The organism is Kocuria sp. SL71 (genome assembly GCF_026672465.1).
GTDB classification, from domain to species: domain Bacteria; phylum Actinomycetota; class Actinomycetes; order Actinomycetales; family Micrococcaceae; genus Kocuria; species Kocuria palustris.
This window is the reverse complement of record NZ_JAPPRE010000001.1, coordinates 2315038-2338469: the sequence shown is the minus strand read 5'-3', so window position 1 is coordinate 2338469 and position 23432 is coordinate 2315038. Positions and strand designations below refer to the sequence as shown.

Here is a 23432-nt window from a genome sequence, read left to right as displayed (position 1 = left end):
TCGGCGCGCTGTGCCCTGTGCCATCTGCCGGAGCAGACCGGGGAGTCGCAGAGGCGCTTCGGTGGATCCGGCCTTCTGTAATTCCAAGAATCCTGGAGGTGTGGAGCCCCGTGACTTGCTCGAGGCAGGCAGCGAACAGCTCTCGGTGCGGCTGAACGTGTAATTACACGAGCTCGCCGGGTCCGGATCGGGCGTCAGGGCATTCGTTGTCCGGCGGGAGGTATTAATGGACAGTAGTGTTCATAACCGCTGTGGATCTTGTGGAAAAAACCCTGATCGGCTGATCTGGCGCGGATCATGGCTGTGGGTCGGCTGTGCACCGCCATCCACGGACCGCCCCGTGCCTGTGTAATCACATTCTTGTCATTCCGGGCCCGTGCACAGGCCGATCCCCGGATCTGCCTCGACTGTCCACCGCGATCGCGGCTCTCTCCACAGCGCTGTCCACAACCGGTGGAATCGTGTCGTGCACAGCCTGTCCACAGGGCTTCCCACAGCTGTGGAGAACGGGTTTCGCAGCCCGCATCCGCGCCGCGCCGTCCTGTGGATGACCGGAGATCGACGCAGGCCCCGGGTCCGCTCGTGCGGGCCCGGGGCCTGAAGGGATGAGGCAGAGCGCAGCGCATGGGCTGCGCTGCGGATCAGCTGTGGCGCTGCTGCTTGATCCGGTTGGTGAGCTCGGTGACCTGGTTGAAGATCTGCCGGCGCTCGGCCATCAGCGTCCGGATCTTGCGATCGGCGTGCATGACCGTGGTGTGGTCGCGGCCGCCGAGCTCCTGTCCGATCTTGGGCAGGGACATGTCCGTGAGCTCGCGCAGCAGGTACATGGCGATCTGCCGGGCCGTGACCAGCGTGCGCGTGCGGGACTTGGACTTCAGCTCGTCCAGCGAGATGTCGAAGTAGGCGGCCGTCTGCCCCAGGATCGTGGCGGCGGTGATCTCGCCGTCGTCGTCGGTGATCAGGTCCTTGAGCACGAGCTCGGCAAGGGGCAGGTCCACGTCCTGCTTGTTCAGGGAGGCGAAGGCCGTGACGCGGATGAGGGCGCCCTCGAGCTCGCGGATGTTCGTGGAGATGTGCGAGGCGATGTACTCCAGGACCTCGGGCGGGGCCTGGGTGCCGTCGGCATCGGCCTTCTTGCGCAGGATGGCGATGCGGGTCTCGAGCTCGGGCGGCTGGACGTCGGTGATCAGTCCCCACTCGAAGCGCGAGCGCATGCGATCGGCGAATCCCGTGAGCTGCTTCGGCGGCAGATCGGAGGTGATCACGATCTGCTTCTCGTGGTTGTGCAGCGCGTTGAAGGTGTGGAAGAACTCCTCCTGCGTGTGCTCCTTGCCCGCCAGGAACTGGATGTCGTCGATCAGCAGCATGTCGACGTTGCGGTAGATCTCCTTGAAGGAGGAGCCCTCGTCGTCGCGGATCGAGTTGATGAAGTCGTTGGTGAACTCCTCCGAGTTCACGTAGCGCACCGCGATGCCGGGGTAGAGCCGCTTGGCGTAGTGCCCGATCGCATGCAGCAGGTGGGTCTTGCCGAGCCCTGAATCCCCGTATATGAACAGCGGGTTATATGCCTTGGCCGGCGTCTCGGAGACCGCGAAGGCCGCCGCGTGGGCGAAGCGGTTGGACTGGCCGATGACGAACGACTCGAAGACGTACTTGGGGTTCAGCCGAGCGCTCGAATCCCATTCGGCCGAGGCCGCACCGGCCGTGCCGTGGTCCTCCGCAGCCGAGCGGCCCGGGGCAGCGGTGGGGACGAAGGTGTCCTGAGGTCCGGTCTCCTCGACTGCGGCCTCGCCGGTGCTCTGCGCGGAGGCGGTGTCCTGCGGCGCGGGCTGCCCGGGCAGGGGGCGTCGGGCCGGCTCCGGTGCGGAGGGCCGCGGCGCCGGCGGTCGCGGCGACGGCGAGCTGAAGGTGTTCACGGCCCCCGAGTACTCGGAGCTCGTGGTGGACAGGGAGTCCTGCTCGGTCTCCTCCTGGGCAACCGGCAGCGCGGTGTGGCCGCGCTCGGCCTCGAGCTCGCTCAGCGGCGGCAGCGAGGCCCGGGACGCGGACTCGATCTCCTGCTCGGAGACCTCCTCCAGGTCGGTGTCCACCACCAGAGCGACCAGGGTGTCCTTGCCGAAGGAGTTCGTGACCGCCTGGTTGAAGGCCGGCGCGATCTTGGACTGCAGGACCTCGCGGGTCAGCTCGTTCGGCACGGCGATCAGCAGCGTGGTGCCCATGAGGCCCCGGGGCTTGGCCAGGCGCAGGAAGCCGCGGTGACGCGGGGAGATCTGCGGGTCCTCGGTCATGGCGCGGACGCATTCGGCCCAACGGGCGTCGAGCTCCGGATTCTGCTGAGGACTCACGGTGGCGGGGACTCCGGGATTCGGGGGCGATGTCGGCTCCGGGCGGATGCCCGGGTGCGCTCGCGACCGGTCATCCACAGAGTTGTTCACAGCGGTGGACAGCGGCTCGGGGCTCGAGCGCGAGGGTTCAGCGTAGAGCACGTTCAAAGCCCCGACCTAGCCCCGATCGGGGCCGAAAAGAACTACAATCGTGTAGTTACACGAGCGAGAGCGCACCGTTGCTGGCAAGGACGGGGATCCGGTTATCCACAGGAATTTCCGGAAGACGTGCACAGCATGTGGGCGAGAGGCGGTCACCGTCGGTTCGGTTGACCGTCCCACTCGCCGCGCCTACAATCGATCAGTCCTGTGTCTGACCTGCGCCCGGCGCCATGCGCCTCGCGGCGGCACAGCCATCGACCACCACAGCGGTGGACCCCTTCCTCAGGCGGACGGCCTGCTGCGCGCTCGTGCTCTGCACGGGCAGCGTGCGCCGGATCCGCACAGGGCAGGGGCACGCCCGTCCTGCATCCGGAGAAGATCAATGAGCAAGCGCACGTTCCAGCCGAACAACCGTCGTCGCGCCAAGAAGCACGGCTTCCGCGCCCGCATGCGCACCCGCGCCGGCCGCGGCATCCTCTCGGCGCGCCGCGCCAAGGGCCGCGCCTCCCTCTCTGCCTGAGCCCTCTCGTCGCCCTCGCGGATCCGACGGCCTCTGCTCAGCAGAGCCCCGGTCCGCAGACGCCGCCGAGACCGAAGGGGTGAGCGCGTGCTTCCCGCACAGCACAGGATGCGCACCTCCACGCACTTCGCAGCGACCACACGTTCCGGTGCCCGACAGGGGCGCCGGAACGTCGTCGTCTATGTGCGCGCCACGTCCGGGGACCAGCCGTCCCGGGCGGGCTTCGTGGTATCCAAGCGGGTCGGCAATGCGGTCTGCCGCAATCTCGTGAAGCGGCGGCTGCGCGAGCTCGTCGGGATGACGATCCAGGGCAGCCCAGCCGGCTTCGACGTCGTGGTGCGGGCCCTGCCCGCCTCGGCAGAGGCCGACTTCGCCGAGCTGCGGCGGGACTGGGAATCCGCCTGGCGCAAGGCCGCGAGCAAGGCCGAGGTGCCGGCATGAGCACCGCGCAGGGCCTCGGCCATCAGCATCCTGTCCTGGATGAGGAGCAGCTCTGGGAGCAGGCACCGTCGGACTTCGTGCGCCCCCGGGGGGCGGTCCAGGCGGTGTGGCTGCTGCCGCAGAACCTGATCATCGCGGGTCTGAAGCTCTACCGCATGCTGATCTCCCCGCTCTACGGGGACGTCTGCAGGCACTTCCCCACCTGCTCGGCCTACGGCCTCGAGTCCGTGGTTCGCCACGGGGCGGTCCGGGGCCTAGGTTTGACCGTGCGACGACTGCTCAGGTGCCATCCCTGGGCGGCGGGCGGAATCGACAGGGTGCCGCAGGGCGGCCGCCGGTTCTCCTCGGAGACCGAGCTGCCGCGGATCATCCTGCTCAACCACCCCACACCCGCCGATCGCGCAGCGGTGCTGACACCCCGCGATCCGGCACACGAGACCACGTCCGCGCGCCAGCACGGCGCAGACCCGGCTGCCGCGCAGACGGCTCAAGGAGCTTCCTCACGATGAACATCTTCGACATCATCCTCTGGCCCTTCAAATGGGTCGTCTCGGCGGTCCTGTGGCTCTTCCACGAGCTGTTCACCCTCATCGGGCTGGATGCGGCGAGCGGATGGACCTGGGTCCTGGCCATCGTGGGCCTGACCCTGGTCATGCGAACCCTGACCATCCCCCTGTTCCTGCGCCAGATCCGCTCCATGCGCGGCATGCAGGAGATCCAGCCGCAGATGGCCAAGCTGCAGGCCAAGTACAAGGGCAAGAAGGACCAGGTCTCGCGCCAGGCCATGGCCCAGGAGCAGATGGCCCTGTACAAGGAGCACGGGGTCAACCCCCTGGCCTCCTGCCTGCCGATCATCGCCCAGATGCCGATCTTCTTCGGCCTGTTCCAGGTGCTCAACGGCGTGACCGGCGCTGCCGAGCGGGACGAGGGGATCCTGGTCCTGTCCTCGGACAAGATCCACCAGTTCTACGACGGCACCCTGTTCGGCGCCCCGCTGTTCTCCACGCTGCGCTCGCCCGGCGACGGCAACCACACCGCCACGATCATCATCGCGGCCCTGCTGGTGGTGGCCATGACGGTCACCATGTTCATCTCGCAGAAGCAGCTGGCGTCCAAGAACGTCTCGGAGGCCACCAAGAACTCTCCGATGTACCGCCAGCAGCAGATGATCATCTACATCTTCCCGATCATCTTCCTCATCACGGGCATCAACTTCCCGATCGGCGTGCTGATCTACTGGACCGTCTCCAACCTGTGGTCCATGGGCCAGCAGTACTGGGTCATCCGCAACAACCCCACTCCCGGCTCGCAGGCCGAGCGCGAGCTCAACGAGCGCCGCGAGGCCAAGGGCCTTCCCCCGGTCGGCAAGACCAAGGAGGAGCACCAGGCCGAGATCGAGGAGGCTCGCGCCAAGGCTGCCGCCGGTCAGCGTCAGCAGCCCATGAGCAAGAAGCGCCAGAAGGCCAAGGGCATCAAGGGCCAGGGCCCGCTCGAGACCGGCCAGGACGATGTCCAGCATCCGGAGAAGGCTCAGGGGCCGGTGATCAACGGGGAGCCGACCACCGGTTCGTCGTCGCCGATCTCCAAGGGCTCGTCGGGCGGCAAGAAGTCCGGCAAGGGCAAGGGGAAGTCCGGGTCCTGAGACCGGTCCTCTCAGGGCGCCGCTCGGGTCATACTGTCGAGACGGCTGCTGCACCACTTCCGTCAGGAGAGACGAATGAGCGAGAACCAGCACAGCGAGCAGGCTCAGGACTCCGCGCCCGAGGGCGTGCAGATCCAGGACCTGGAGCCCGGTCAGAAGGTCGACGCCTCGGCGGTCGTCGCCGGTGTGGACGTCCCGCAGGGCGACGAGGCCGCTGCGGCCTCTGCCGAGCAGAGCGACCAGGATGACGACGAGCTCGACCCCCTCGTGGAGGAGGGCGAAGTCGCTGCGGACTACCTCGAGGAGCTGCTGGATCTCGCCGATCTGGACGGCGACATCGACATCGAGGTCCGCAACGGCCGCACCTACCTCTCCGTGGTGACGGAGGAGGAGGGCGACGACGGACTCGACATGCTCGTCGGCAAGGACGGAGAGGTGCTCGAGGCTCTCCAGGAGCTCGTGCGGCTGGCCGTGCTGGCCGGCACGGAGCAGCGCAGCCGGCTGGTGCTCGATATCGCCGGGCACCGGCTGGCCCGTGCCGAGCAGCTGCGCGAGCTGGCCCGTCGTGCCGTGCAGAGCGTGCGGGACTCCGGCGAGCCGGTGCACCTGGACCCGCTGAGCCCCTACGAGCGCAAGATCGTGCACGACGTCGTGGCGGAGGAGGGCATGCACTCCGAGTCGGAGGGCGAGGGCCCCGGACGCCACATCGTGGTCTCGGCGAACGGCTGAGGCATGACGGAGCAGCACCCAGGCGAACGCTCTGATCGCAGCGGCCAGGCGAAGTCCGACGGCGCCGTCGCCCAGCCGGCTCCCGAGCTGCAGGGGCGTGAGGCCGAGGCCGCGCAGAGCCTGTTCGGCGACCGGCTCGAGCTAGCCCAGCGCTATGTGGAGCACCTTGCCTCATCGGGCATCGTGCGCGGACTGATCGGTCCGCGTGAGGCTCCGCGGCTGTGGGGACGTCACGTCCTGAACTGCGCCGTGGTGGAGGAACTGATCCCGCAGGACGCCCGTGTGGCCGATGTGGGCTCCGGGGCGGGACTTCCCGGGCTGTGCCTGGCGATCGCACGCCCCGATCTGGAGCTCACGCTGATCGAGCCGCTCGAGCGCCGCGTGACCTGGCTGAACGAGATCGTCCAGGATCTGCAGCTCGAGAACGTGCAGGTCCTTCGTGCGCGCGGCGAGCAGGTCGAGGAGCTGCCGGGCGGTTCCGCGCCGGACGTGGTCACATCCCGCGCTGTCTCCGCGCTCGGCGGTCTGCTGGACTTCACGCTTCCGCTGCTGCAGGGCTCCGGTGAGCTGCTCGCGCTCAAGGGCCGGTCGGCGCAGCAGGAGATCGATAAGGCACGCAAGCAGCTCAAGCGGCACCGCGTCGCGCAGACCGAGGTGCTCACCCTGGGCTCTGAGCTGCTCGAGGAGCCGACCACCGTGGTACGAGTCGTCCTCTGAATCGGTCTCGAGGCGCTGACCTCGGTCGACGGTCCGGGGAAGCGTCTTGGGTAGTGTGGGGAAGGCCCCTCAGCGGCCGCGACATGTAATGTGATGCAGATCACAAAGGACCGAGGAAGGCGACGTGATGACCCAGAACGACAGGCCTCACGGCTATGACTTCGGTCTTCCCCCTGATCCGGTCTCGCAGGATTCGGCAGTGCAGCCGGACCGCGGATCGCGATTGACTGCAGGACAGGACGCCGACGCGACAGCCGCCGCACAAGGCGCGGGAGACACCCCCCTCGGAAGGAAGCTCGTGGAAGAGAATCAGCGACGTCGCCGACTCGAGCACGTGCAGCTTCAGCGGCCTGAGCGCACTCGCGTGATCACGGTCAGCAACCAGAAGGGCGGCGTGGGCAAGACGAGCACCGCCGTCAACCTGGCAGTGGGCCTGGCCAAGCAGGGTCTCAACGTCCTGGTGGTCGACAACGATCCGCAGGGCAATGCCTCCACCGCCCTGGGCGTCCCGCACAGCTCGGAGGTCGATGGCGTCTACGACGTCCTCGTCGATGAGATGGAGCTGGCTCAGGTGGTCGCGCCCTCCCCCGAGTCCGATCGGATCGTGGTGGCGCCGGCGACCATCGACCTGGCCGGTGCAGAGATCGAGCTCGTGTCCATGGTGGCGCGCGAGCAGAGGCTGTCCCGTGCTCTGGACCAGTATGCCAAGGGTCGTGAGGAGCAGGGCCTGGAGCGTCTCGACTACGTCTTCATCGACTGCCCACCCAGCCTCGGCCTGCTGACCATCAATGCCTTCGTGGCCGCCAGCGAAGTCCTGATCCCCATCCAGTGCGAGTACTACGCGCTCGAGGGCCTGAGCCAGCTGCTGCGCAACATCGAGATGATCCAGAAGCACCTGAACCCGGATCTGGTCGTGTCCACCATCCTCATGACCATGTACGACGGCCGTACCAATCTGTCCTCCCAGGTGGCGGATGAGGTGCGGGCGCACTTCCCGGAGCAGGTGCTGGAGACCATGATCCCCCGGTCCGTGCGGATCTCCGAGGCGCCGAGCTATCAGCAGTCGGTGCTGAACTACGATCCGCAGTCCACGGGCGCTCTGTCCTATCTCGAGGCAGCCGCTGAGATCGCCGCGCGAGGCGTGCCGAAGAGCAAGTGATCCATTGATCGGGCAGGCTCTGCAGGTCCAAGCGGGCCCCGTTCCACGTGGAACGGGGCCCGTAGTCATTCCAGCTCTTGCAAGAGGGAGACGGTGCTGTCATCGTCGGCCGGCGGATGTCGACTGCTCCCGCTCGTCTTCTGTCGGCGTGTTTCACGTGGAACGTGCGGTTCGACCTTCTCCATACGGTCTTTGACTCAAGGTGGCGAGGGGCGCCGGCGGTCGTCCATGCGCGACGGCTGTCCGAGGAAGCGCAGGAGGAATCGGACCCCGATGACTCCGACGAACTCCGGGTCTTGCCCGCTGTCCGTCGTCCCAGGGCACACAGCGATCATGTGAGAGGCGGAAAAGCTCTTCCCTTGGGGGACGCCTCGGCATGCCCTGGTCTGCAGCGCGCGATGGGCGACGCATTAAGGAACGTGAGAAACGCTACGGAAAGAGGTCCAGCTGACGACTGGATCCGACGTCAGGACCCTCGACGGCTCGTCGGTGGCATGGTGGCCGTCTTCGGTCAGTGCGCGAGTCCATGTTTCACGTGGAACGCATTGTCTCTGGTGTCCGTCTGCTCTCCGTGCCTCGATTGGCGGGTGCTGCGGAGCGCATCGCGACGGCGAGAGTCTCCGCGGTGCGCGGCGGGACCGCGAAGGCGAGTCACCGTACATGCTGGCGATGCCGCCAGGCGAGTGCACCATTGATCATGGGACAAGTACTGCCTTTGTGTGGCGACAACGCCATGCGAACTGAGAGGTCCTACTGTGCGAGCGTGGTCAGGACTGAGGCCGGGTCTCATCAACCCGTAGCAGCTCACGAGATGCGAGGATCTGTGTCCAGAGCGGAGGCCAAGGGCCGAAGGCCACGGCTCTGAAAGCCAGGTTCTGCGCGCGGTAGTCAGCTCACCGGTACACGAGGTCCAAAGGGCATACGCCGGCCTGTGTACGGTACGAGGCGACATGCGGGTGATCCACGCGATCCACGCCCCGGAGACGGAGACCGGCTGCAGCACGCAGAGGTGATTCAGGGGTGAGGCGCACACGCCATGGACTTGGACGGAATGCAGGATGCGTGACGTCCTCCTCGTACCGACTGCGCAATGGGCGTACGCATGCCGTGATGTTTCACGTGGAACGCTGTGGGAATGGCCCCCTAGGGCACTGTCTGGACGACTAGTCGGCTGATGGGCGCGTGTCTTCAACGTCGTAACAGTCGCGGCGAAATTCCTGGATTCTATTCGGGACGTGCGCGTGGACGGCCTTGTGACTGAGCGATGTTCCACGTGAAACGAACACCAGACCGTCAGATGCAGTCCGCTTCGGGAGTGGATAGCGTCCAGGGGCGCTCGATGTTTCACGTGGAACGGCCGCGAAGACCATGCCTTCGCGACTGGAGTGCGTCCAGCAAGGCCAGATCAGTCACAATTCGGCCCGGAACTCCGGGTGGTTCCACGTGAAACGCGCGAATCTCTGTCGATGCTCCGTAGACTGTCCGGGTCGTCCAGTAGAGGAGTGTTGTCCATGGCGGAGCGCAAGAGGGGGCTCGGTAGAGGCCTCGGAGCCCTGATTCCCAGTGCACCTGTCGAGAAGCCGTCTTCGGAGTCGAGTGTCCAGAGAAACGACGCTGGGGGTGCAGAGGCGCCGCCGGCCGGTAGCGCGGCAGCGCAGTCGGAGTCGACCGTCGCAGCTGATACCGCAGCGGTGAATGCGTCCGATGCGACGGAGAGCAACGACTCCCGTACGGATCGACCTGGGCGAGTCAAGTCGGAGGCTGCACGTTCCGGGACGGGAGCACCCCAGCCTGAGGAGTCCAAGTCGTCGTCTCCCAAGGGGGCTCGCTCCAAGACCGGAGCGGCGACACGAGCGTCCTCGAAGTCTGGAACTGCCGCCTCGCGGAGTGGAAAGGCCTCCACCGCCCCCAAGTCCTCAAAGAAGAAGGGGAACGGAGCGACGACTGCGGCCGGGGCCGCCGTCTCCGAGGCGGATGCGAAGGCGATTGCGGTGGACCCCAAGCACGCCGAGTCGAGCGGTTCTGCGGAGGAGACGACATCGTCCGTTTCACGTGGAACGGGCGGCCGTCGCCGCCCGGTCTCGGCCAGTGCTCGACAGAGCGCCATGAAGTCCCGGATGGATATGGGGGGCAGCCCTGCAGAACCGCGGAGGAAGCGGCCGCCCGTCCGACATGTTCTTCACCCCTACTCCCTCGTCCGCGGAATCAGCGGAATCTGCCGATTCTCCGGACGAGGCCTCGGATCAGCAGGAGTCCGTGCAGTCGGCTGCTCCCGCCGCCTCGGACGCCACCACGGAGGTGCACACTTCCGTCACCGAGCCCTCAGAGGGCGCGACGGACGCTGATCGGACGGCTGATGTTTCACGTGGAACGTCGGGGGCTAACGCGGAAGGCGTCGAGCCAGATGCCGTAGCCGCGGAAACCCCTGCGACCGCTGCGGAACTGCCTGCGGATCCCGACACGTCGGACCTCGCCTCAGTCCCCGGCGCGGTGTTCGCGGAAGTCCCCGTGGGCAGCATCCACCCCAACCGGAAGCAGCCGCGTCAGGTCTTCGACGAGGACGAGCTCGCGGAGCTCGCCTACTCCATCGGCGAGCTCGGAGTCCTTCAGCCGATCGTCGTCCGGCCGTCCCGAGAGCCGGACGGTCAGCCCTACGAGCTGGTGATGGGTGAGCGCCGTTGGCGGGCCACTCAGCGCGCGGGCCTCGACACCGTGCCCGCCATCGTCCGCGACACCGCAGATGATGACCTCCTGCGCGATGCACTGCTGGAGAACCTGCATCGCAGCCAGCTGAACCCTCTGGAAGAGGCTGCGGCGTATCAGCAGCTGCTCGAGGAGTTCGGGGCCACTCAGGAGGAGCTGTCTCGACGCATCGGGCGCTCCCGTCCGCAGATCTCCAACACGCTGCGTCTGATGCGCCTGCCACCGCTGGTTCAGCGCCGGGTGGCGGCAGGTGTGCTCTCGGCCGGCCATGCTCGTGCGTTGCTGGCGCTGGAGGATCCTGCCGAGATGGAGCGGCTGGCCCAGCGCATTGTTGCTGAAGGCATGTCGGTGCGCGCTGCTGAGGAGGCAGCATCGCTGTCCAAGCGCGGCAAGCCGGGGCGTCGACCCGCGGCCAGGGCCCAGGAGCGCCACAGGGAGCGTCTGGACTATATCGCCGACGCCTTCTCCGACAAGCTGGACACCAGCGTGAAGATCAACCTGGGTGCCCGCAAGGGGCGGATGACGATCGAGTTCGCCTCCGTCGAGGATCTCAATCGCATCATCTCGGTGCTGGATCCGCAGACGCAGGATGCGGCTCAGGAGGACTGAGCGCCTGCTGGCACCTCGCCCAGATCGGTCGTGACGACAGCTCCGGGCGGGGTGCGGCACCGCCTCGCTCCCTGACCGTCTGGTACAGCGCTGAACACGCAGAAGAGCCCCTTTATGTGATGTACGTTACATAAAGGGGCTCTTCGTCGCTCTGGAGGAGGTCAGGCCTTGGGTCGTCGTGCCAGCTCTCGAGCGATATCCGAGGTGCTGAGCGTCCCTGTGGGGTGATCCTGGGAGGACTGCGCGAACATGCGCTGCAGGCCCACGGCGATCGCCTGAGCGATATGCGCTCGGTACTCCCCCCGCTCCAGATCCTCGGACTCCCCGGGGTTGGAGAGGTAGCCCATGTCCAGGTAGATCGTGGGCGCAGGCGTGGTGCGCAGGACGATCCACTGACGGCCATGGCAGCCCAGATCCAGTGCACCCGTGCGTGCGACCATCTCGCGCTGGATCAGCGAGGCGCCGCGCTGGCCGATCGGGGAGAGGGCGTCCTGCTCGGAGCCGGAATTTCCCCAGAAGTACGAGGCCATGCCGTTGGCCTTCTCCGAGCGGTTCCAATCGCATCCGAGCACGACGACCACGGGCTGGCGCACGCCCTCGAGGGCCTCATCCAGGGTGCCGGGAGTCTCGATCACCGTGCCGTCGGCGGCCTGGAGCGGCTGATCGGAGACGACGACGGGATGGGCGCCGATGTCGGCGAGCAGCTCGTGGGCACGAGCTGCGACATCCAAGGAGAGGTCCCGACTGCGCTGCCGCTCCGCAGGGGGAGCCTCCGCAGGGCTGGGGTGCTCCCCGATCATGGCGCTGGGCACCAGGATGATGCGGTGCGAGCGCACTGCGCCGTTGGCGGACTCCAGATTGTGGAAGTCGCGCAGAGAGAACGCCTTGGAGTTCGTGATGTTCTTGTTGATCCGGGCCAGGGCCTCGATGGTGCGGTGATCCACTCGGCCGCTGCGCTCCAGTCCCAGGCTCTGCTGCAGCTCCAGCACGGCGAGGTGGGTCTTCTCCTCGAACGCGCCGTTGAGATGGCCGTAGTACAGACCGAGGAGGGACAGATTGTGCTGGAGGCGCTCCACGTCGTCGCCCCGCATGGGCTCCTGGCGGTCCCACTGCAGCGGACGGTCCCCCAGGGTGTACTGGGCCTCGCTGAGGCGCCGTTCGGTCTCCGGGCCCACCACGCCGTCGACGATCAGTCCCCGGCTCTGCTGGAAGGCCCTGACCGCCGTCTCCAGGGCGGCGTCGAACTCAGTGGCCTGAGGGCCGTCCAGGTCGGTGTCCTGGGGCAGCTGGCCGGCGCGCACGAGTCGCTCGCGCAGGACCCGTACGCGGCGGTCGCTGTGGCCGCGGCCCAGGGAGGCGGCAGAGGAGTCGGACATGGAGACCTTACGGAGTCGGGAACGAGGGAAATTCCTTGAATACTAGAGGCACTCGGTGCGTGTGTGCATCTCACCAGCGGGAAGAGGCACCCGAACGGCCCCCGGAAGCCCCCGCGATGGCGGGCTTCCGGGGGCCGTTCGGCAAGTGAGCGGATCAGGCGCCGAGGAACTCGGCGAACTCCTTCTCGAGAGCTGACTTGGGCTTGGCGCCGATGGACTGCTTGGCCACCTCGCCGTTGTTGAAGACGTACACGGCCGGGATGGACGTGATGCCGTACTTGGCGGCGATGGCCTGGTTGTCGTCGACGTTGACCTTCACGACCTTCACGGAGTCGTGCTCCTCGGCGATCGAGTCCAGGACCGGACCGACCATGCGGCAGGGGCCGCACCATTCGGCCCAGAAATCGACGATGACGGGCTTGTCGGACTGGAGGACCTCGGCCTCGAAGTCGGACTCGTTGACGGCTGCTGCGTTGCTCATGGTGTGCTCCTTCTGGGGTGGTGAGGGTCTGTGGGAGGGCCTGGGATCAGCCGGCGCGGGCGTCCAGGTAGTGCCCGGCGTCGATCGCCGCGGCGCAGCCGGAGCCGGCGGCCGTGATGGCCTGCTTGTAGGTGGGATCCAGGACGTCGCCGGCGGCGAAGACGCCCGGCAGCGAGGTCCGGGACGAGCGGCCGTCGACCTGGACGGTGCCGTCGGGATCGATCGCGAGCTGGTCTGCGAACAGGCCGGTGCGGGGATCGGCGCCGATCGCCACGAACAGGCCGGTCACCGGAAGCGCGGAGGCCTCCTGCGTGACGGTGTCTCGCAGGGTCAGCTCCTCGACCTTGGACTCGCCCGAGATGCCGATGACCTCCTTGTTCCAGAGGATCTCGATCTTGGGGTCCTCGAAGGCGCGCTGCTGCATGATCTCGGAAGCGCGGAACTCGTCGCGGCGGTGGATGATCGTGACCTTGGAGGCGAACTTGGTCAGGAACGTGGCCTCTTCGATCGCGGAGTCTCCGCCGCCCACCACGGCGATGTTCTGCTCGCGGAAGAAGAAGCCGTCGCAGGTCGCGCACCAGGAGACGCCGTGGCCGGACAGCCGCTTCTCGTCCTCCAGGCCGAGCTCGCGGTAGGCGGAGCCGGTGGCCAGGATGACGGCCTTGGCCCGCAGGACCTCGCCGCCCTCGACCGTGATCTCCTTGATGTCGCCCTCGAGCTTCAGCGACAGAGCGTCCTCGTAGCGGACGTCGGCGCCGAAGCGCTCGGCCTGGGCCTGCATGGTGCCCATGAGCTCGGGGCCCATGATGCCGTCCTGGAATCCCGGGAAGTTCTCGACCTCGGTGGTGTTCATGAGCTCGCCGCCGGCGGTGACCGAGCCGGCGAGCACGATGGGCTTGAGGTTCGCGCGCGCTGCGTAGATGGCGGCGGTGTAGCCCGCCGGCCCCGAGCCCACGATGACGACGTCGTGCACCGTGGCGCTCGGATCGGCAGCCACGGACTGCGCCGCGGACGTCTCCGGGGTGCTCGAGGAGAGGTCGAGGCTGATCGCGGGGCTGAAGTCTGGGCTCACGTTCGCGGTCCTTCTTCCTTCGTGTGCGGTGCTTGCGGTCCGACGGCTGCCGGGCGGACCGGGTGCGGATCGTGCGCGTGTGACAGGCGCTGCGATCCGTCGTCTGCCCGCATAACCAGGGGACAGCAGGAACTATTCCGGCAACCGCGGCAACTTGACTTGACGCTGTGTCAGCAAGCTGGGCTGAGCTGCGAGCTTAGGAGACCTCGATCTCGGCGATGCGCAGACCGTAGGGGTAGTCGGCGATCGGCTCCTCGAGCGACGGCAGCTCGGTCCACTGGACGATCAGGTAGGGGTGATCGTCCTGCGCGGCCTCGTCGGAGAGCTCCACGGTGGTCTCCGGGTCGTCGAAGGAGCCCTGGCCGATCTCCACTGCGCCGTCGAGCGACGGGCTGTCCGCGGCGTAGACCGTGAAGGAGCCGCCCGTGCCGCTGGTCTGCTGGATCGTGAGCTCGTGCATGGGGGTGGACTCCTCGAAGCGCACCGCCAGGGCCACGGAGGACACGAGCTGGCCGTAGTCCGCGGCGGAGAAGCCGTAGCTGACCCAGGAGGTCTCGGGATCGCCGTCGATGGCCTGGTTCAGGGTGGCGTCCTGATCGGCCATCAGAGTGGGGTCGTCCGGGACCAGGCGCGTGACGGTGGTGGGAGCGGGGACCGCCTGCTCCGTGGGCGAGGCCGACGCGGAGGGCTCCTCCTCCGGGCCGAAGACCTGCCCGGAGTTGAAGACCTTGCCGAGCCCGCCGAACACGATGCCCGCGCCCACGAGGATGAGCAGCAAGAGCAGCGCGAAGATCAGCGCGAGCCGTCCCTTGCCCCCGGAGCGGCCGGAGCGCGAGGAGCTCGAGCCGCGCGCGGCGGACGAGCCGCCGCTGGACGACGAAGCTGCGGCTGCCGCACCCGTCCCGGCAGCCGCAGCGCCCGAGCGCGAGGAGGCCCCGGAGCGCCGCGAGGACCTGGGCTCCTCGGACTTGGGCCGCGACGCGCCGGCGGGGGCGCTCTGGTAGTCGTACTCGTAGGAGTCGAAGCGGTTGTCGCCGTCGTAGCTGGGGTCGATCGACCCGCTGGCCGACTGCATGCGCTGCTGCGGCTCCGTTCCGCGGCCCGCGGCGGCGCGGTCGAACAGCGTGGCGCGGGTCGAGGCCTCGGAGGCGCGTCGGGGGCGGCCCAGGCGCTTCTCGACCTTGGGCGCGGGCGGGGCCGTCTCGATGTCGTCCTGATCGTCCCAGCGCCCGAAGTCCTGCTCGGCGGTGTCCTCGTACTCGGGGGCATCCGGCTCGCCGTCGTCGAGGACGTAGGCGCCGGCCGAGCTCGAGGAGCGGGGGCGGCCGAAGATGTCGTCGGAGAGGGTGTCGTCGTCCACGGTGCCCGGCTCGGCCAGCAGCTCCTCGAGCAGCACCGCGGGAGCGGCGAACGAGGTCACCAGGTAGGGCGTGGCTCCGGACTGGCCGAGGTCCAGGATGTGCAGATCGGCATCCACGGCGCCGATGGCCATGGTGCGCGCGTTCTCGACCACGCGGGCCGTGTGCGCCTCCGACGGCACGAGGATGGTGACCTCGCGGCCGAGGATCTGGTCCTTGCCGCCGAGCACGTGATCGCCGTCGGAAGTGGTCTGCACCTCGTCGAGGACGATGTAGCGACCACCCAGGACGGTGCCGAGGCTGATGGGCTGGGCCACGAGGTCTCCTGTGGATCTGCGGGTCCGCCGCAGTCAGCGGCAGAACGGGGTAGGGAGCAGCGGGTCAGTCGCAGTGTACTCGGGGGTCCATGCGAGCCGATGAGGACCTCAGCGGCGCAGGCGCGCCGTGAGGGGGGCTATCAGCTCGGGCAGCTCCTTGAGCTTGAACACCTTGAGCATGAACAGGTAGATCACGGCGCTGACGAGACCGCCGATGGCGAGGGTGCCGATGGCGCTGAGCTGCGAGGACCACGGCCAGCCCTCGGGGTCCCAGCCGCCCATGGCGTACAGGACGACGGTCGCCGCGACGGCGGTGACGAGAGCAGCGGCGATCGCGCGGATGTGGGTGTCGATGACCTCGGCGGTGCGGTAGTCGCCGATCGTGCGCACCGCGATCACGTGGTACAGCAGCGTCATCAGCATGTTCTGCCCGGCGTAGCAGGCGGCCACGGCGAAGACGACCAGGTGCGGAGGCATGGTCTGGCTGATGATCACCGCGGCCGCGACCGTGAGGATCGAGACAGCCAGCTGGACCATGAACGGGGTGCGCGCGTCCTCGCGGGAGTAGAAGAGGCGGCCGAGCATGAACGCCGTGGTCATGAACGGGGCTCCGATCGCGATCACCGCGAAGACCTGCCCGATCACCGCACCGGACTCGGGGACGCCGCCGGAGAAGAGCATGCCCAGCGGGCCGGCGAACACGATCATGGCCATCGTGCAGAAGATCGTGGCGATGCCCGAGTAGCGCAGGGCCTGGGACAGCGAGGCCTTGAGGGTCTCGTCGTCGCCCTGGGCGGAGGCCGCTGCCATGGAGTTGAACAGGACCGTGGCGATCGACAGGCCGATGACGCCGTGGGGCAGCGAGTAGAGCATGGCCGCCTGGTCCAGCGACGCGCTGCCGGCGATGTGCTGCGGCGGGTCCATCTCCAGGTACTGCTCGCGGAAGCCCGTGGGGATCGAGGCGGTGCGGGTCAGCGCCAGGAAGGCGAGGTTGGCGACGACGCCCGTGGCAAGCGTCCACACGGAGAGCTTGGCCGCCTGGGAGAGCCCGATGCCGCGCCAGCCGAACTTGGGGCGCAGCCCGAGGCCCAGTCGCTGCAGGGGCCAGAACAGCACGACAGCCTGCAGTGCCACGCCCAGGGTCGTGACCCCGGCCAGCAGCAGGGTCTGGGCGCTGGTCCAGGACTCGAGGGAGTGCTCTGCCTCCGCGAAGCTGCCGAACTGCCGGATGAAGATCAGCAGGCCGGCGATCGCCACGATGTTGTTCACGACGGGCGCCCACATGTACCAACCGAACGCGCCCTTGGCGTTGAGCACCTGGCCCACGACCGTGTAGACGCCGTAGAAGAAGATCTGCGGGAACGTGAACAGGGCGAACGTGACGCCCAGGGCCAGCTGCTGATCCGACCAGTCCTGGGTCATGACCCGGATGATCGGCACGGTGCAGGCCACCACGACCAGCGTGATCCCGGCCAGGGCGATCACGGCCAGGGTCAGCAGCCGGGAGATGTAGTCGGCGCCGTCGTCGGCGGAGGCCTTGGAGGCCTTGATCACCTGGGGCACCAGCACCGCGTTGAACACGCCGCCGGCCACGAGCACGTAGATGTAGTTCGGCAGGTTGTTCGCGATCTGGAAGATGTCCGCCACCGAGGTCAGCGAGCCGATCGCGACCGTGATGAGGATGGTCTTGACGAAGCCCAGGATCCGGGAGACGAGCGTGCCGGAGGCCATGATGGCGCTGGACATGGCACCGGATCGAGCCACGTGGTCTCCTTCGAGGACGTCGGGCGCCGGGGGCGGCCCGTGCTGGGCCGGGCAGCCCGTGGTGAGGCGCCCGAAGCGGGGGTTCAGAGCTGGTGGATGATGAACTCGCGGGCGATGTCTGCGATGCGCCGCTCGTTCGGGAAGGACAGGCGGCGGCCGAGGTCGTCGATCTTGACCCACGCGACATCCACGGCCTCGTGATCGGGATCGTTCTCGGTGGTCAGCTCGCCGCCCACCGCCTCCAGGAGGAAGTGGTGCACGGTCTTGTGCACGCGGTGCCCCGAGACGGAGAACCAGTAGTCGATGCTGCCCAGCGGAGAGATCACCCTCCCGGCGATCCCGGTCTCCTCCTCGATCTCTCGGACAGCGGCGACGCCGTCCGTCTCCTCGTTCTCCGGGTGGCCCTTGGGGAGGCACCACTCCAGGCGCCCTCCGCGGTTGATCCGGGCGATGATCGCCACCGGCAGATCAGGTGAGTCGAAGTCGACGACGATGCCGCCGGCCGAGACCTCTTCCACCGTGGGCAGCGCAGCGACGGGCCCGGAGGGCCGTCTCTTGGGTGCGCTGGGTACGGGGAAAGCCATGCGCTCAACACTAACGGCTGAGTCTGGGAACGGGCGGAGCCGCCGACGTCCCCCGGCGGTCCGCGACGCGTCCCCGCAGGGCAGAGGCCGGGGGTCTGGAATGATGGGCGCGATGACCCAGCAGCTCGACACCTCCGCCGTCCCCTCCGTCGTCCTGGAGGCGGGCCGCCGCTTCGCCGATGCCGGCCACGACCTCTCCCTCGTGGGCGGCCCCGTGCGCGATCTCTTCCTGGGCCGGGTCGCCACGGACCTGGACTTCACCACGGATGCCACCCCCGATCAGACCCTGGCGGCGGTGCGCGGGTGGGCGGATGCCACGTGGGAGATCGGCCGCGACTTCGGCACGATCGGGATGCGTCAAGGGGATCAGCAGCTCGAGATCACCACGTACCGGGCGGAGGCCTACGACCCTTCCTCCCGCAAACCGATCGTCGCCTTCGGGGACTCCCTCGAGGACGACCTGGTCCGGCGCGACTTCACGATCAACGCGATGGCGCTGCGGCTGCCGTCGATGGAGCTGGTGGATCCCCACGGAGGCGTGCGAGATCTGGCCGCCGGCGTGCTGCGCACCCCGGGCTCCCCGCACTCGTCGTTCGACGACGACCCCCTGCGCATGATGCGCGCAGCCCGCTTCGCCTCCCAGCTCGACCTGCAGGTCGCCCCGGAGGTCCTGGCGGCCATGACGGAGATGTCGCAGCGTCTGGAGATCGTCTCGGCGGAGCGCGTGAGGGAGGAGCTGATCAAGCTCCTGTGCGGCAGGGCCCCGCGCCGCGGGGTGGAGATCATGGTCGACACCGGCCTGGCCGACGTCGTGCTGCCGGAGGTGCCCGCGCTGAAGCTCGAGACCGACGAGGCCCACCATCACAAGGACGTCTACCAGCACTCGCTGACCGTGATGGAGCAGGCCGCGGAGCTGGAGACCGGCCCCGACGGCCCCGTGCCGAGCCCGGACCTGGTCCTGCGGCTGGCGGCGCTGCTGCACGACGTCGGCAAGCCAGCGACCCGGCGCTTCGGCCCGGACGGCGCGGTCACCTTCCGCCACCACGAGACGGTGGGGGCCAAGATCGTGAAGAAGCGCATGAAGGCGCTGCGCTTCGACAACGACACGATCGCCGCCGTCACCCGCCTGGTCGAGCTGCACATGCGCTTCTACGGCTACGGCGACGCCGAGTGGACCGATTCCGCGGTGCGCCGCTACGTGCGCGACGCCGGCCCCCAGCTCGAGCGCCTGCACCGCCTCACCCGTTCTGACGTCACGACCCGCAACCGCCGCAAGGCCGCGCGCCTGGCGCGGACGTACGACGAGCTCGAGCAGCGGATCGCGCAGCTGGCCGATCAGGAGGAGCTGGAGTCCATGCGCCCCGACCTCGACGGCGAGCAGATCATGGCGATCCTGGGCATCCCCCCGGGGCCGCAGGTGGGGAAGGCCTATAAGCACCTGCTCGAGCTGCGCCTGGACGAGGGCTCTCTGGGCGAGGAGGAGGCCGAGAAGCGGCTGAGGGCTTGGTGGGAGAGCCAGTGAGCGCACCCGCGCAGTCCGAGACGGGCCGGAGGGGCTGGCGGTCGCCGCGCGGCATGCGCTCCGGGCAGTGGCTGTGGCTGCTGCTCGGGCTCGGCACCTGGACCATGATCGTGGCCTGGCTGCTGCGCTTCTCGTGCCATCAGCTGGGGTGGAACGGGGCGCACACCCAGCAGCTCGTCTGCTACTCCGACATCGGCTACCTGTTCACGACCCGGGGGATGTCCGACGGGAGCTTCGCCTACCTGTCGCAGGATCCCTCCGCGCTGCTGGAGTACCCGCTTCTGCAGAGCCTGATCGCCACGGCGACGGGTCGTGCCGCCTACGGCCTGGGCGAGGGGCTGCCCGTGCCGACGGTGCAGAACATCTACTTCGATCTCAATGCCGCGCTGCTGCTGCTCGTGTGGCTCGCCGTCGTGGTGATGGTCGCGGCCATGGGCACTTCCACGGTCCACACCGCGGCGCTGGCCGTCTCCCCGGCGGTGGCCGCCACGGCCCTGATCAACTGGGATCTGTGGCCGGTGCTGACCTCGGTAGCCGCGCTTCTGGCCTTCCAGCGCAGCCGCTGGGCCGTCGGCGGCGTGCTGCTGGGACTGGGCACGGCTCTGAAGCTGTGGCCGTTCGTGATGCTCGGGGCGGTGATCGTGCTGGCGCTGCGCCGGCGCGAGCTGCGCCCGGCGGTCATGGCGGTCGTCTCGGCCGTCGTCGCATGGGTGGTCGTCAACGTGCCCTTCGCCCTGTGGGACCGCCAGCAGTGGAGCTGGTTCTGGAGCTTCTCGGGTGAGCGCGGTGCCGGGTTCTCGTCGATCTACCACGTGTGGAACGTCGTGTGGGCGCCGGAGCTGGGCGCGCAGCCGCTGGCGGCGGAGTCGCTCAACGTGATCGCCTACGGGGTGTTCGCCCTGTGCTGCGCGGGAGTCCTGGTGCTCGGGCTGAAAGCCAGGCGCGAGCCCACCCTCGCGGAGCTGTCCCTGCTGATCGTGGCCGCCTTCGTGCTGACCAACAAGGTCTACTCCCCGCAGTTCGTGCTCTGGCTCGTCCCGCTGGTGATCCTGGCCGCCCCCCGGCTGCGGGAGTACGCGGTGTGGCAGGTCATCGAGGTCGTGCACTGGATCGCGGTCTTCACCTGGCTGTACTCGATGGTCGCGGATCAGCCGAATGCGGAGGCGATGGGCCGCTTCTATGCCGCGGCCGTCGTGCTGCACATCCTGGCCGTGGTGTGGCTGTGCGCCCGGGTGGTCGTGCGCCTCCTGCGCGGCCTGCCGGTCTACGACCCGGACCGGATCGGCGGGAGCGCCGCCGAGACCGGGTCCTCCCCGGCTATCCTGAGCGCGGATCGCAGTGCCGGATCCTTCCCTGCGCGGCCGCTGATCATCGCCGGGGAACCAGACACCCGAGCAGGAGGGGCAGGACGCCATGGCTGACGGACGCCCCGGCAGGCGCGGGACCAACGGTCTCGTGCTCTTCGTGCTCGGCATCCTGGCCGTGCTGCTCTCCTTCCTGCTGCGGGTCCCGTGCCGCGTGCCGGAGTGGAGCGTCGACTCCCGCTTCCCGGGCCTGTGCGCCGCCGAGCTGCAGCCCGGCGACCTCTCCGTGACGCCCGGGGGCATGCTCTCCGGCTTCTTCACGGGAGGCCCCACGGGCGATCAGCCGATCGTCGTGGGCATGTTCACGTCGATCCTGGGCTGGATGACCACTGGTCTGGCCGAGGCCTTCAGCTTCGAGATCACCCCGAACACGGTCCTGGACCTCACCGTCTTCCTCACGGCCCTCGTGTGGGTCGTGACCATCACCGCGGTCGCCTCGCTGTCCGGCAAGCAGCCCTCGGACCCCGTGGTCCTGGCCTTCGCGCCCACCGTCCTGCTGGTCGGATTCACCTCCTGGGACCTGTGGGCCGTGATGTTCATGATGCTCGCGGTCGCCTCCTACATCCGGGGCTCGCCGGGAGTCGCCGGCGTGTGGATCGGGCTCGGCGCCACGGTCAGCTTCCTGCCGCTGCTCGTGCTGATCGCCATCCTGTTCCTGGCCGCGCGCTACCGCTACCTGGGCGACTTCATCAGCGCGCTCGTGGTCTCGCTGATCGTCTTCGCCATGGTCAACGGGCCGTTCATGGTCCAGGAGTTCGACCGCTGGCGCGAGCGCATGGGCGAGACCATGCGCTCGCCGGTCTCGAGCGACTCCGGCTGGAGCGTGTGGAACGCCCTGGGCGCACCGGCCACCGGACTGTCGATCGACTCCGCGAACCTGGACCAGATCTCCATGATCGCGATCCTGCTCGGGGTCGTGGCGGTGCTGCTGGTGAGCGTGCTGGCCGGCAAGGAGCCGAGCATCGTCCAGGTGCTGCTCATGCTGCTGGCCGTCTTCCTGCTCTTCAGCCGGGACTGGTCGCTGCTGCAGTCCGTGTGGCTCGTCCCGCTGGTGATCCTGGCCAGGCGCAGCTGGCTCGAGTTCTTCCTGTGGCAGGCCGTGGAGATCGGCTACTGGGCCACCATGAACGCCCCGGCCGGGGCCTGGGAGACCCAGCCGCTGTTCGGCGACTGGGGCTGGTCGCCGCAGGCCCTGCTGGCCGCGGCGCGCTACCTGTTCCTGATCTGGTTCATCGTCATCGTCGCCGTGGACATGCAGCGAGGCCGCCGTGCGACCCAGATCGGTGTGGCCGCGAGGAACGCATGAGCCAAGAGGTCCGCGCCTCCGCAGAGGCAGAGCCCGAGCTCGATCAGGACGTCCAGGAGCTCGGTCCCGCCGAGCAGCGGCGCCGCCGACGCCTGCGCCGGTCGCTGTGGACCTGGCTGATCGTCGTGGTCCTGCTCATCAGCGCCGGCGGCACCGCCCTGAACTGGTTCATGGTGGATCGCGACCCGGAGGAGCCGGTCGAGGACTGGCTCGACGCCATGGTCGACGGACGCTCGCGCCAGGCCCTCGCCCTGTTCGGCGACTCACGGGGCAGAACCGGCGCCGAGAGCATGCCGAATGCGGCATACAGGCAGGCCGAGGGACGGATCAGCTCCTGGGAGATCGTGGACGTCCATCGCGACGGCGATCGGGCCCAGGTCACCGCCTCGGTGCGCTGGCCGGACGGGCAGGTCCCGGAGGGCGCCGAGCAAGGCGAGGAGCACACCTGGTCGGTGCACCAGGTCCGGCGCACCGGGCCCCTCAACGACAGCTGGGAGATGGACGGCGTGGATGCCAGCACGCTGACGGTGGCCGCTCCCGGGAACCGGGACCTCTCGATCAACGGCGAGCGGATCGGATTGGACCCCGAGGATCGCACCGTGGCCGACGGCGCCGGGGGCAAGTGGCAGTGGGAGGCCCTGCCGGGGAGATTCGCCGTGGATCTGCCCGAGGGAGACGACTACGTCTTGGCCGAGCCGATCGATCCGGCCGAGGTCCTGCTCGGCGATCCGCAGCCGCAGGAGGTCGTCGTGGAGCTGGAGCCCTCCCCGCAGCTGTGGGCCGAGGTGGACCAGGAGATCGTCCGCAGCGTCGAGAGCTGCATGGACTCGACCTCCGTGAGCCCCGACGCATGCCCGGCCTCGCGCCGCTGGGCGGAGGGAGGCGTGCCCCGCGCCGATGCCGCGGACAACGCGGAGATCGAGGTCCCCGAATCCGGCCTGAAGGCTCCCAAGGCAGGGGCCGAGATCTCCGAGGTCGAGTGGGAGCTGGTCTCGCGGCCGCCGCTGTGGCTGGTCGCCGAGGAGGACTCCGACTCGCAGCTCGACTGGGTCGCCGACGAGACGGCGCAGGCGGAGGCTCGGCTGTCCTACCTGGAGGACGGCAAGAGGGTCGAGGAGATCGTCAGCTTCCCCGTGCATGTGGACGTCACCTCCGACGGCAGGGACGCCGAGATCGACGTCGCGCTGCGCTGAGGGCCGCCTCCTGCGGGCGATGATCGCCGGTCTCATGCCGCAGCGGCCATGGACCGCGGATGTCCGGTGGTGTACAGTCGATCAGTCTG

19 protein-coding genes are annotated in these 23432 nt (G+C 68.4%); 12 read left to right on the top strand and 7 right to left on the bottom strand.

The window, feature by feature from the left end; all coding sequences use genetic code 11:
- Positions 1 to 641 precede the first annotated feature (641 nt).
- Positions 642 to 2345, bottom strand: coding sequence for a chromosomal replication initiator protein DnaA (gene dnaA, locus OVA15_RS10625; protein ID WP_268144866.1), 1704 nt, complete (start codon positions 2343 to 2345; stop codon positions 642 to 644).
- A gap of 523 nt (positions 2346 to 2868) precedes the next feature.
- Here dnaA and rpmH point away from each other — a divergent pair.
- From rpmH to OVA15_RS10585, 8 genes are all read left to right on the top strand, one after another.
- Complete coding sequence (rpmH, locus tag OVA15_RS10620) at positions 2869 to 3006, top strand: 50S ribosomal protein L34 (RefSeq protein WP_006214384.1); 138 nt, start codon at positions 2869 to 2871, stop codon at positions 3004 to 3006.
- A gap of 87 nt (positions 3007 to 3093) precedes the next feature.
- Positions 3094 to 3447, top strand: coding sequence for a ribonuclease P protein component (gene rnpA / locus OVA15_RS10615; protein WP_006214383.1), 354 nt, complete (start codon positions 3094 to 3096; stop codon positions 3445 to 3447).
- Positions 3444 to 3956 carry a membrane protein insertion efficiency factor YidD gene (gene yidD / locus OVA15_RS10610; protein WP_024289494.1) on the top strand — a complete coding sequence of 171 codons (513 nt, stop codon included), beginning with the start codon at positions 3444 to 3446 and terminating at the stop codon, positions 3954 to 3956. Before rnpA ends, yidD begins: the two co-directional genes overlap by 4 nt.
- A complete protein-coding gene (yidC, locus tag OVA15_RS10605; protein ID WP_268144863.1) occupies positions 3953 to 5089 on the top strand; it encodes a membrane protein insertase YidC in 1137 nt (378 codons plus the stop codon). Before yidD ends, yidC begins: the two co-directional genes overlap by 4 nt.
- 75 nt (positions 5090 to 5164) lie before the next feature.
- Positions 5165 to 5818, top strand: coding sequence for a Jag family protein (locus OVA15_RS10600; protein ID WP_268144861.1), 654 nt, complete (start codon positions 5165 to 5167; stop codon positions 5816 to 5818).
- Positions 5819 to 5821: 3 nt separating this feature from the next.
- On the top strand, positions 5822 to 6535 hold the full coding sequence (gene rsmG / locus OVA15_RS10595) for a 16S rRNA (guanine(527)-N(7))-methyltransferase RsmG (protein WP_268144859.1): 714 nt from the start codon (positions 5822 to 5824) through the stop codon (positions 6533 to 6535).
- Positions 6536 to 6833: 298 nt separating this feature from the next.
- Positions 6834 to 7694 (top strand): ParA family protein, encoded by an 861-nt coding sequence (locus tag OVA15_RS10590; protein ID WP_024289498.1) that lies wholly within the window; start codon positions 6834 to 6836, stop codon positions 7692 to 7694.
- 2172 nt (positions 7695 to 9866) lie between these two features.
- Positions 9867 to 11006, top strand: a complete 1140-nt coding sequence (locus OVA15_RS10585) for a ParB/RepB/Spo0J family partition protein (protein ID WP_235044733.1) — start codon at positions 9867 to 9869, stop codon at positions 11004 to 11006.
- Positions 11007 to 11167: 161 nt separating this feature from the next.
- On the opposite strand, the gene OVA15_RS10580 is transcribed toward OVA15_RS10585, so the two are convergent.
- The 6 genes from OVA15_RS10580 to OVA15_RS10555 all read right to left on the bottom strand — a co-directional run bounded on the left by OVA15_RS10580 (position 11168) and on the right by OVA15_RS10555 (position 17958).
- Complete coding sequence (locus OVA15_RS10580; protein WP_206390502.1) at positions 11168 to 12382, bottom strand: peptidoglycan-binding protein; 1215 nt, start codon at positions 12380 to 12382, stop codon at positions 11168 to 11170.
- 154 nt (positions 12383 to 12536) lie between these two features.
- Complete coding sequence (gene trxA / locus OVA15_RS10575) at positions 12537 to 12863, bottom strand: thioredoxin (protein ID WP_006214374.1); 327 nt, start codon at positions 12861 to 12863, stop codon at positions 12537 to 12539.
- 46 nt (positions 12864 to 12909) lie between these two features.
- Positions 12910 to 13935: a thioredoxin-disulfide reductase gene (gene trxB, locus OVA15_RS10570; protein ID WP_058871631.1), complete on the bottom strand. Its 1026-nt coding sequence runs from the start codon at positions 13933 to 13935 to the stop codon at positions 12910 to 12912.
- A 196-nt stretch (positions 13936 to 14131) separates the two neighbouring features.
- Positions 14132 to 15610, bottom strand: coding sequence for a hypothetical protein (locus OVA15_RS10565; RefSeq protein ID WP_268144852.1), 1479 nt, complete (start codon positions 15608 to 15610; stop codon positions 14132 to 14134).
- A 108-nt stretch (positions 15611 to 15718) separates the two neighbouring features.
- Positions 15719 to 17374 carry a murein biosynthesis integral membrane protein MurJ gene (gene murJ, locus OVA15_RS10560; protein ID WP_268144850.1) on the bottom strand — a complete coding sequence of 552 codons (1656 nt, stop codon included), beginning with the start codon at positions 17372 to 17374 and terminating at the stop codon, positions 15719 to 15721.
- Between the two features lie 83 nt (positions 17375 to 17457).
- Positions 17458 to 17958 carry an NUDIX hydrolase gene (locus OVA15_RS10555; RefSeq protein ID WP_024289504.1) on the bottom strand — a complete coding sequence of 167 codons (501 nt, stop codon included), beginning with the start codon at positions 17956 to 17958 and terminating at the stop codon, positions 17458 to 17460.
- A 112-nt stretch (positions 17959 to 18070) separates the two neighbouring features.
- Here OVA15_RS10555 and OVA15_RS10550 point away from each other — a divergent pair, with 112 nt between their 5' ends.
- Genes OVA15_RS10550 through OVA15_RS10535 form a run of 4 tightly spaced genes read left to right on the top strand, consistent with a single transcriptional unit; the run spans position 18071 to position 23343 of the window.
- Positions 18071 to 19480 carry a CCA tRNA nucleotidyltransferase gene (locus OVA15_RS10550; protein ID WP_268144847.1) on the top strand — a complete coding sequence of 470 codons (1410 nt, stop codon included), beginning with the start codon at positions 18071 to 18073 and terminating at the stop codon, positions 19478 to 19480.
- The gene (locus OVA15_RS10545; RefSeq protein ID WP_268144844.1) at positions 19477 to 20901 is read left to right on the top strand and encodes a glycosyltransferase family 87 protein; all 1425 of its coding nucleotides are present in this window, start codon (positions 19477 to 19479) and stop codon (positions 20899 to 20901) included. Before OVA15_RS10550 ends, OVA15_RS10545 begins: the two co-directional genes overlap by 4 nt.
- The gene (locus tag OVA15_RS10540) at positions 20894 to 22150 is read left to right on the top strand and encodes a glycosyltransferase 87 family protein (RefSeq protein ID WP_235444542.1); all 1257 of its coding nucleotides are present in this window, start codon (positions 20894 to 20896) and stop codon (positions 22148 to 22150) included. The genes OVA15_RS10545 and OVA15_RS10540 overlap by 8 nt, the downstream gene beginning before the upstream one ends.
- The gene (locus OVA15_RS10535; protein WP_024289508.1) at positions 22147 to 23343 is read left to right on the top strand and encodes a hypothetical protein; all 1197 of its coding nucleotides are present in this window, start codon (positions 22147 to 22149) and stop codon (positions 23341 to 23343) included. Before OVA15_RS10540 ends, OVA15_RS10535 begins: the two co-directional genes overlap by 4 nt.
- Positions 23344 to 23432 lie beyond the last annotated feature (89 nt).

Excerpts from the sequence above, each read along its gene's own strand:
- rpmH (WP_006214384.1), top strand. The coding sequence starts at position 2,869 with ATGAGCAAGCGCACGTTCCAGCCGAACAACCGTCGTCGCGCCAAGAAG.
- yidD (WP_024289494.1), top strand. The coding sequence starts at position 3,444 with ATGAGCACCGCGCAGGGCCTCGGCCATCAGCATCCTGTCCTGGATGAG.
- yidC (WP_268144863.1), top strand. The coding sequence starts at position 3,953 with ATGAACATCTTCGACATCATCCTCTGGCCCTTCAAATGGGTCGTCTCG.
- OVA15_RS10600 (WP_268144861.1), top strand. The coding sequence starts at position 5,165 with ATGAGCGAGAACCAGCACAGCGAGCAGGCTCAGGACTCCGCGCCCGAG.
- rsmG (WP_268144859.1), top strand. The coding sequence starts at position 5,822 with ATGACGGAGCAGCACCCAGGCGAACGCTCTGATCGCAGCGGCCAGGCG.
- OVA15_RS10585 (WP_235044733.1), top strand. The coding sequence starts at position 9,867 with ATGTTCTTCACCCCTACTCCCTCGTCCGCGGAATCAGCGGAATCTGCC.
- OVA15_RS10580 (WP_206390502.1), bottom strand. The coding sequence starts at position 12,382 with ATGTCCGACTCCTCTGCCGCCTCCCTGGGCCGCGGCCACAGCGACCGC.
- trxA (WP_006214374.1), bottom strand. The coding sequence starts at position 12,863 with ATGAGCAACGCAGCAGCCGTCAACGAGTCCGACTTCGAGGCCGAGGTC.
- OVA15_RS10555 (WP_024289504.1), bottom strand. The coding sequence starts at position 17,958 with ATGGCTTTCCCCGTACCCAGCGCACCCAAGAGACGGCCCTCCGGGCCC.
- OVA15_RS10550 (WP_268144847.1), top strand. The coding sequence starts at position 18,071 with ATGACCCAGCAGCTCGACACCTCCGCCGTCCCCTCCGTCGTCCTGGAG.
- OVA15_RS10540 (WP_235444542.1), top strand. The coding sequence starts at position 20,894 with ATGGCTGACGGACGCCCCGGCAGGCGCGGGACCAACGGTCTCGTGCTC.
- OVA15_RS10535 (WP_024289508.1), top strand. The coding sequence starts at position 22,147 with ATGAGCCAAGAGGTCCGCGCCTCCGCAGAGGCAGAGCCCGAGCTCGAT.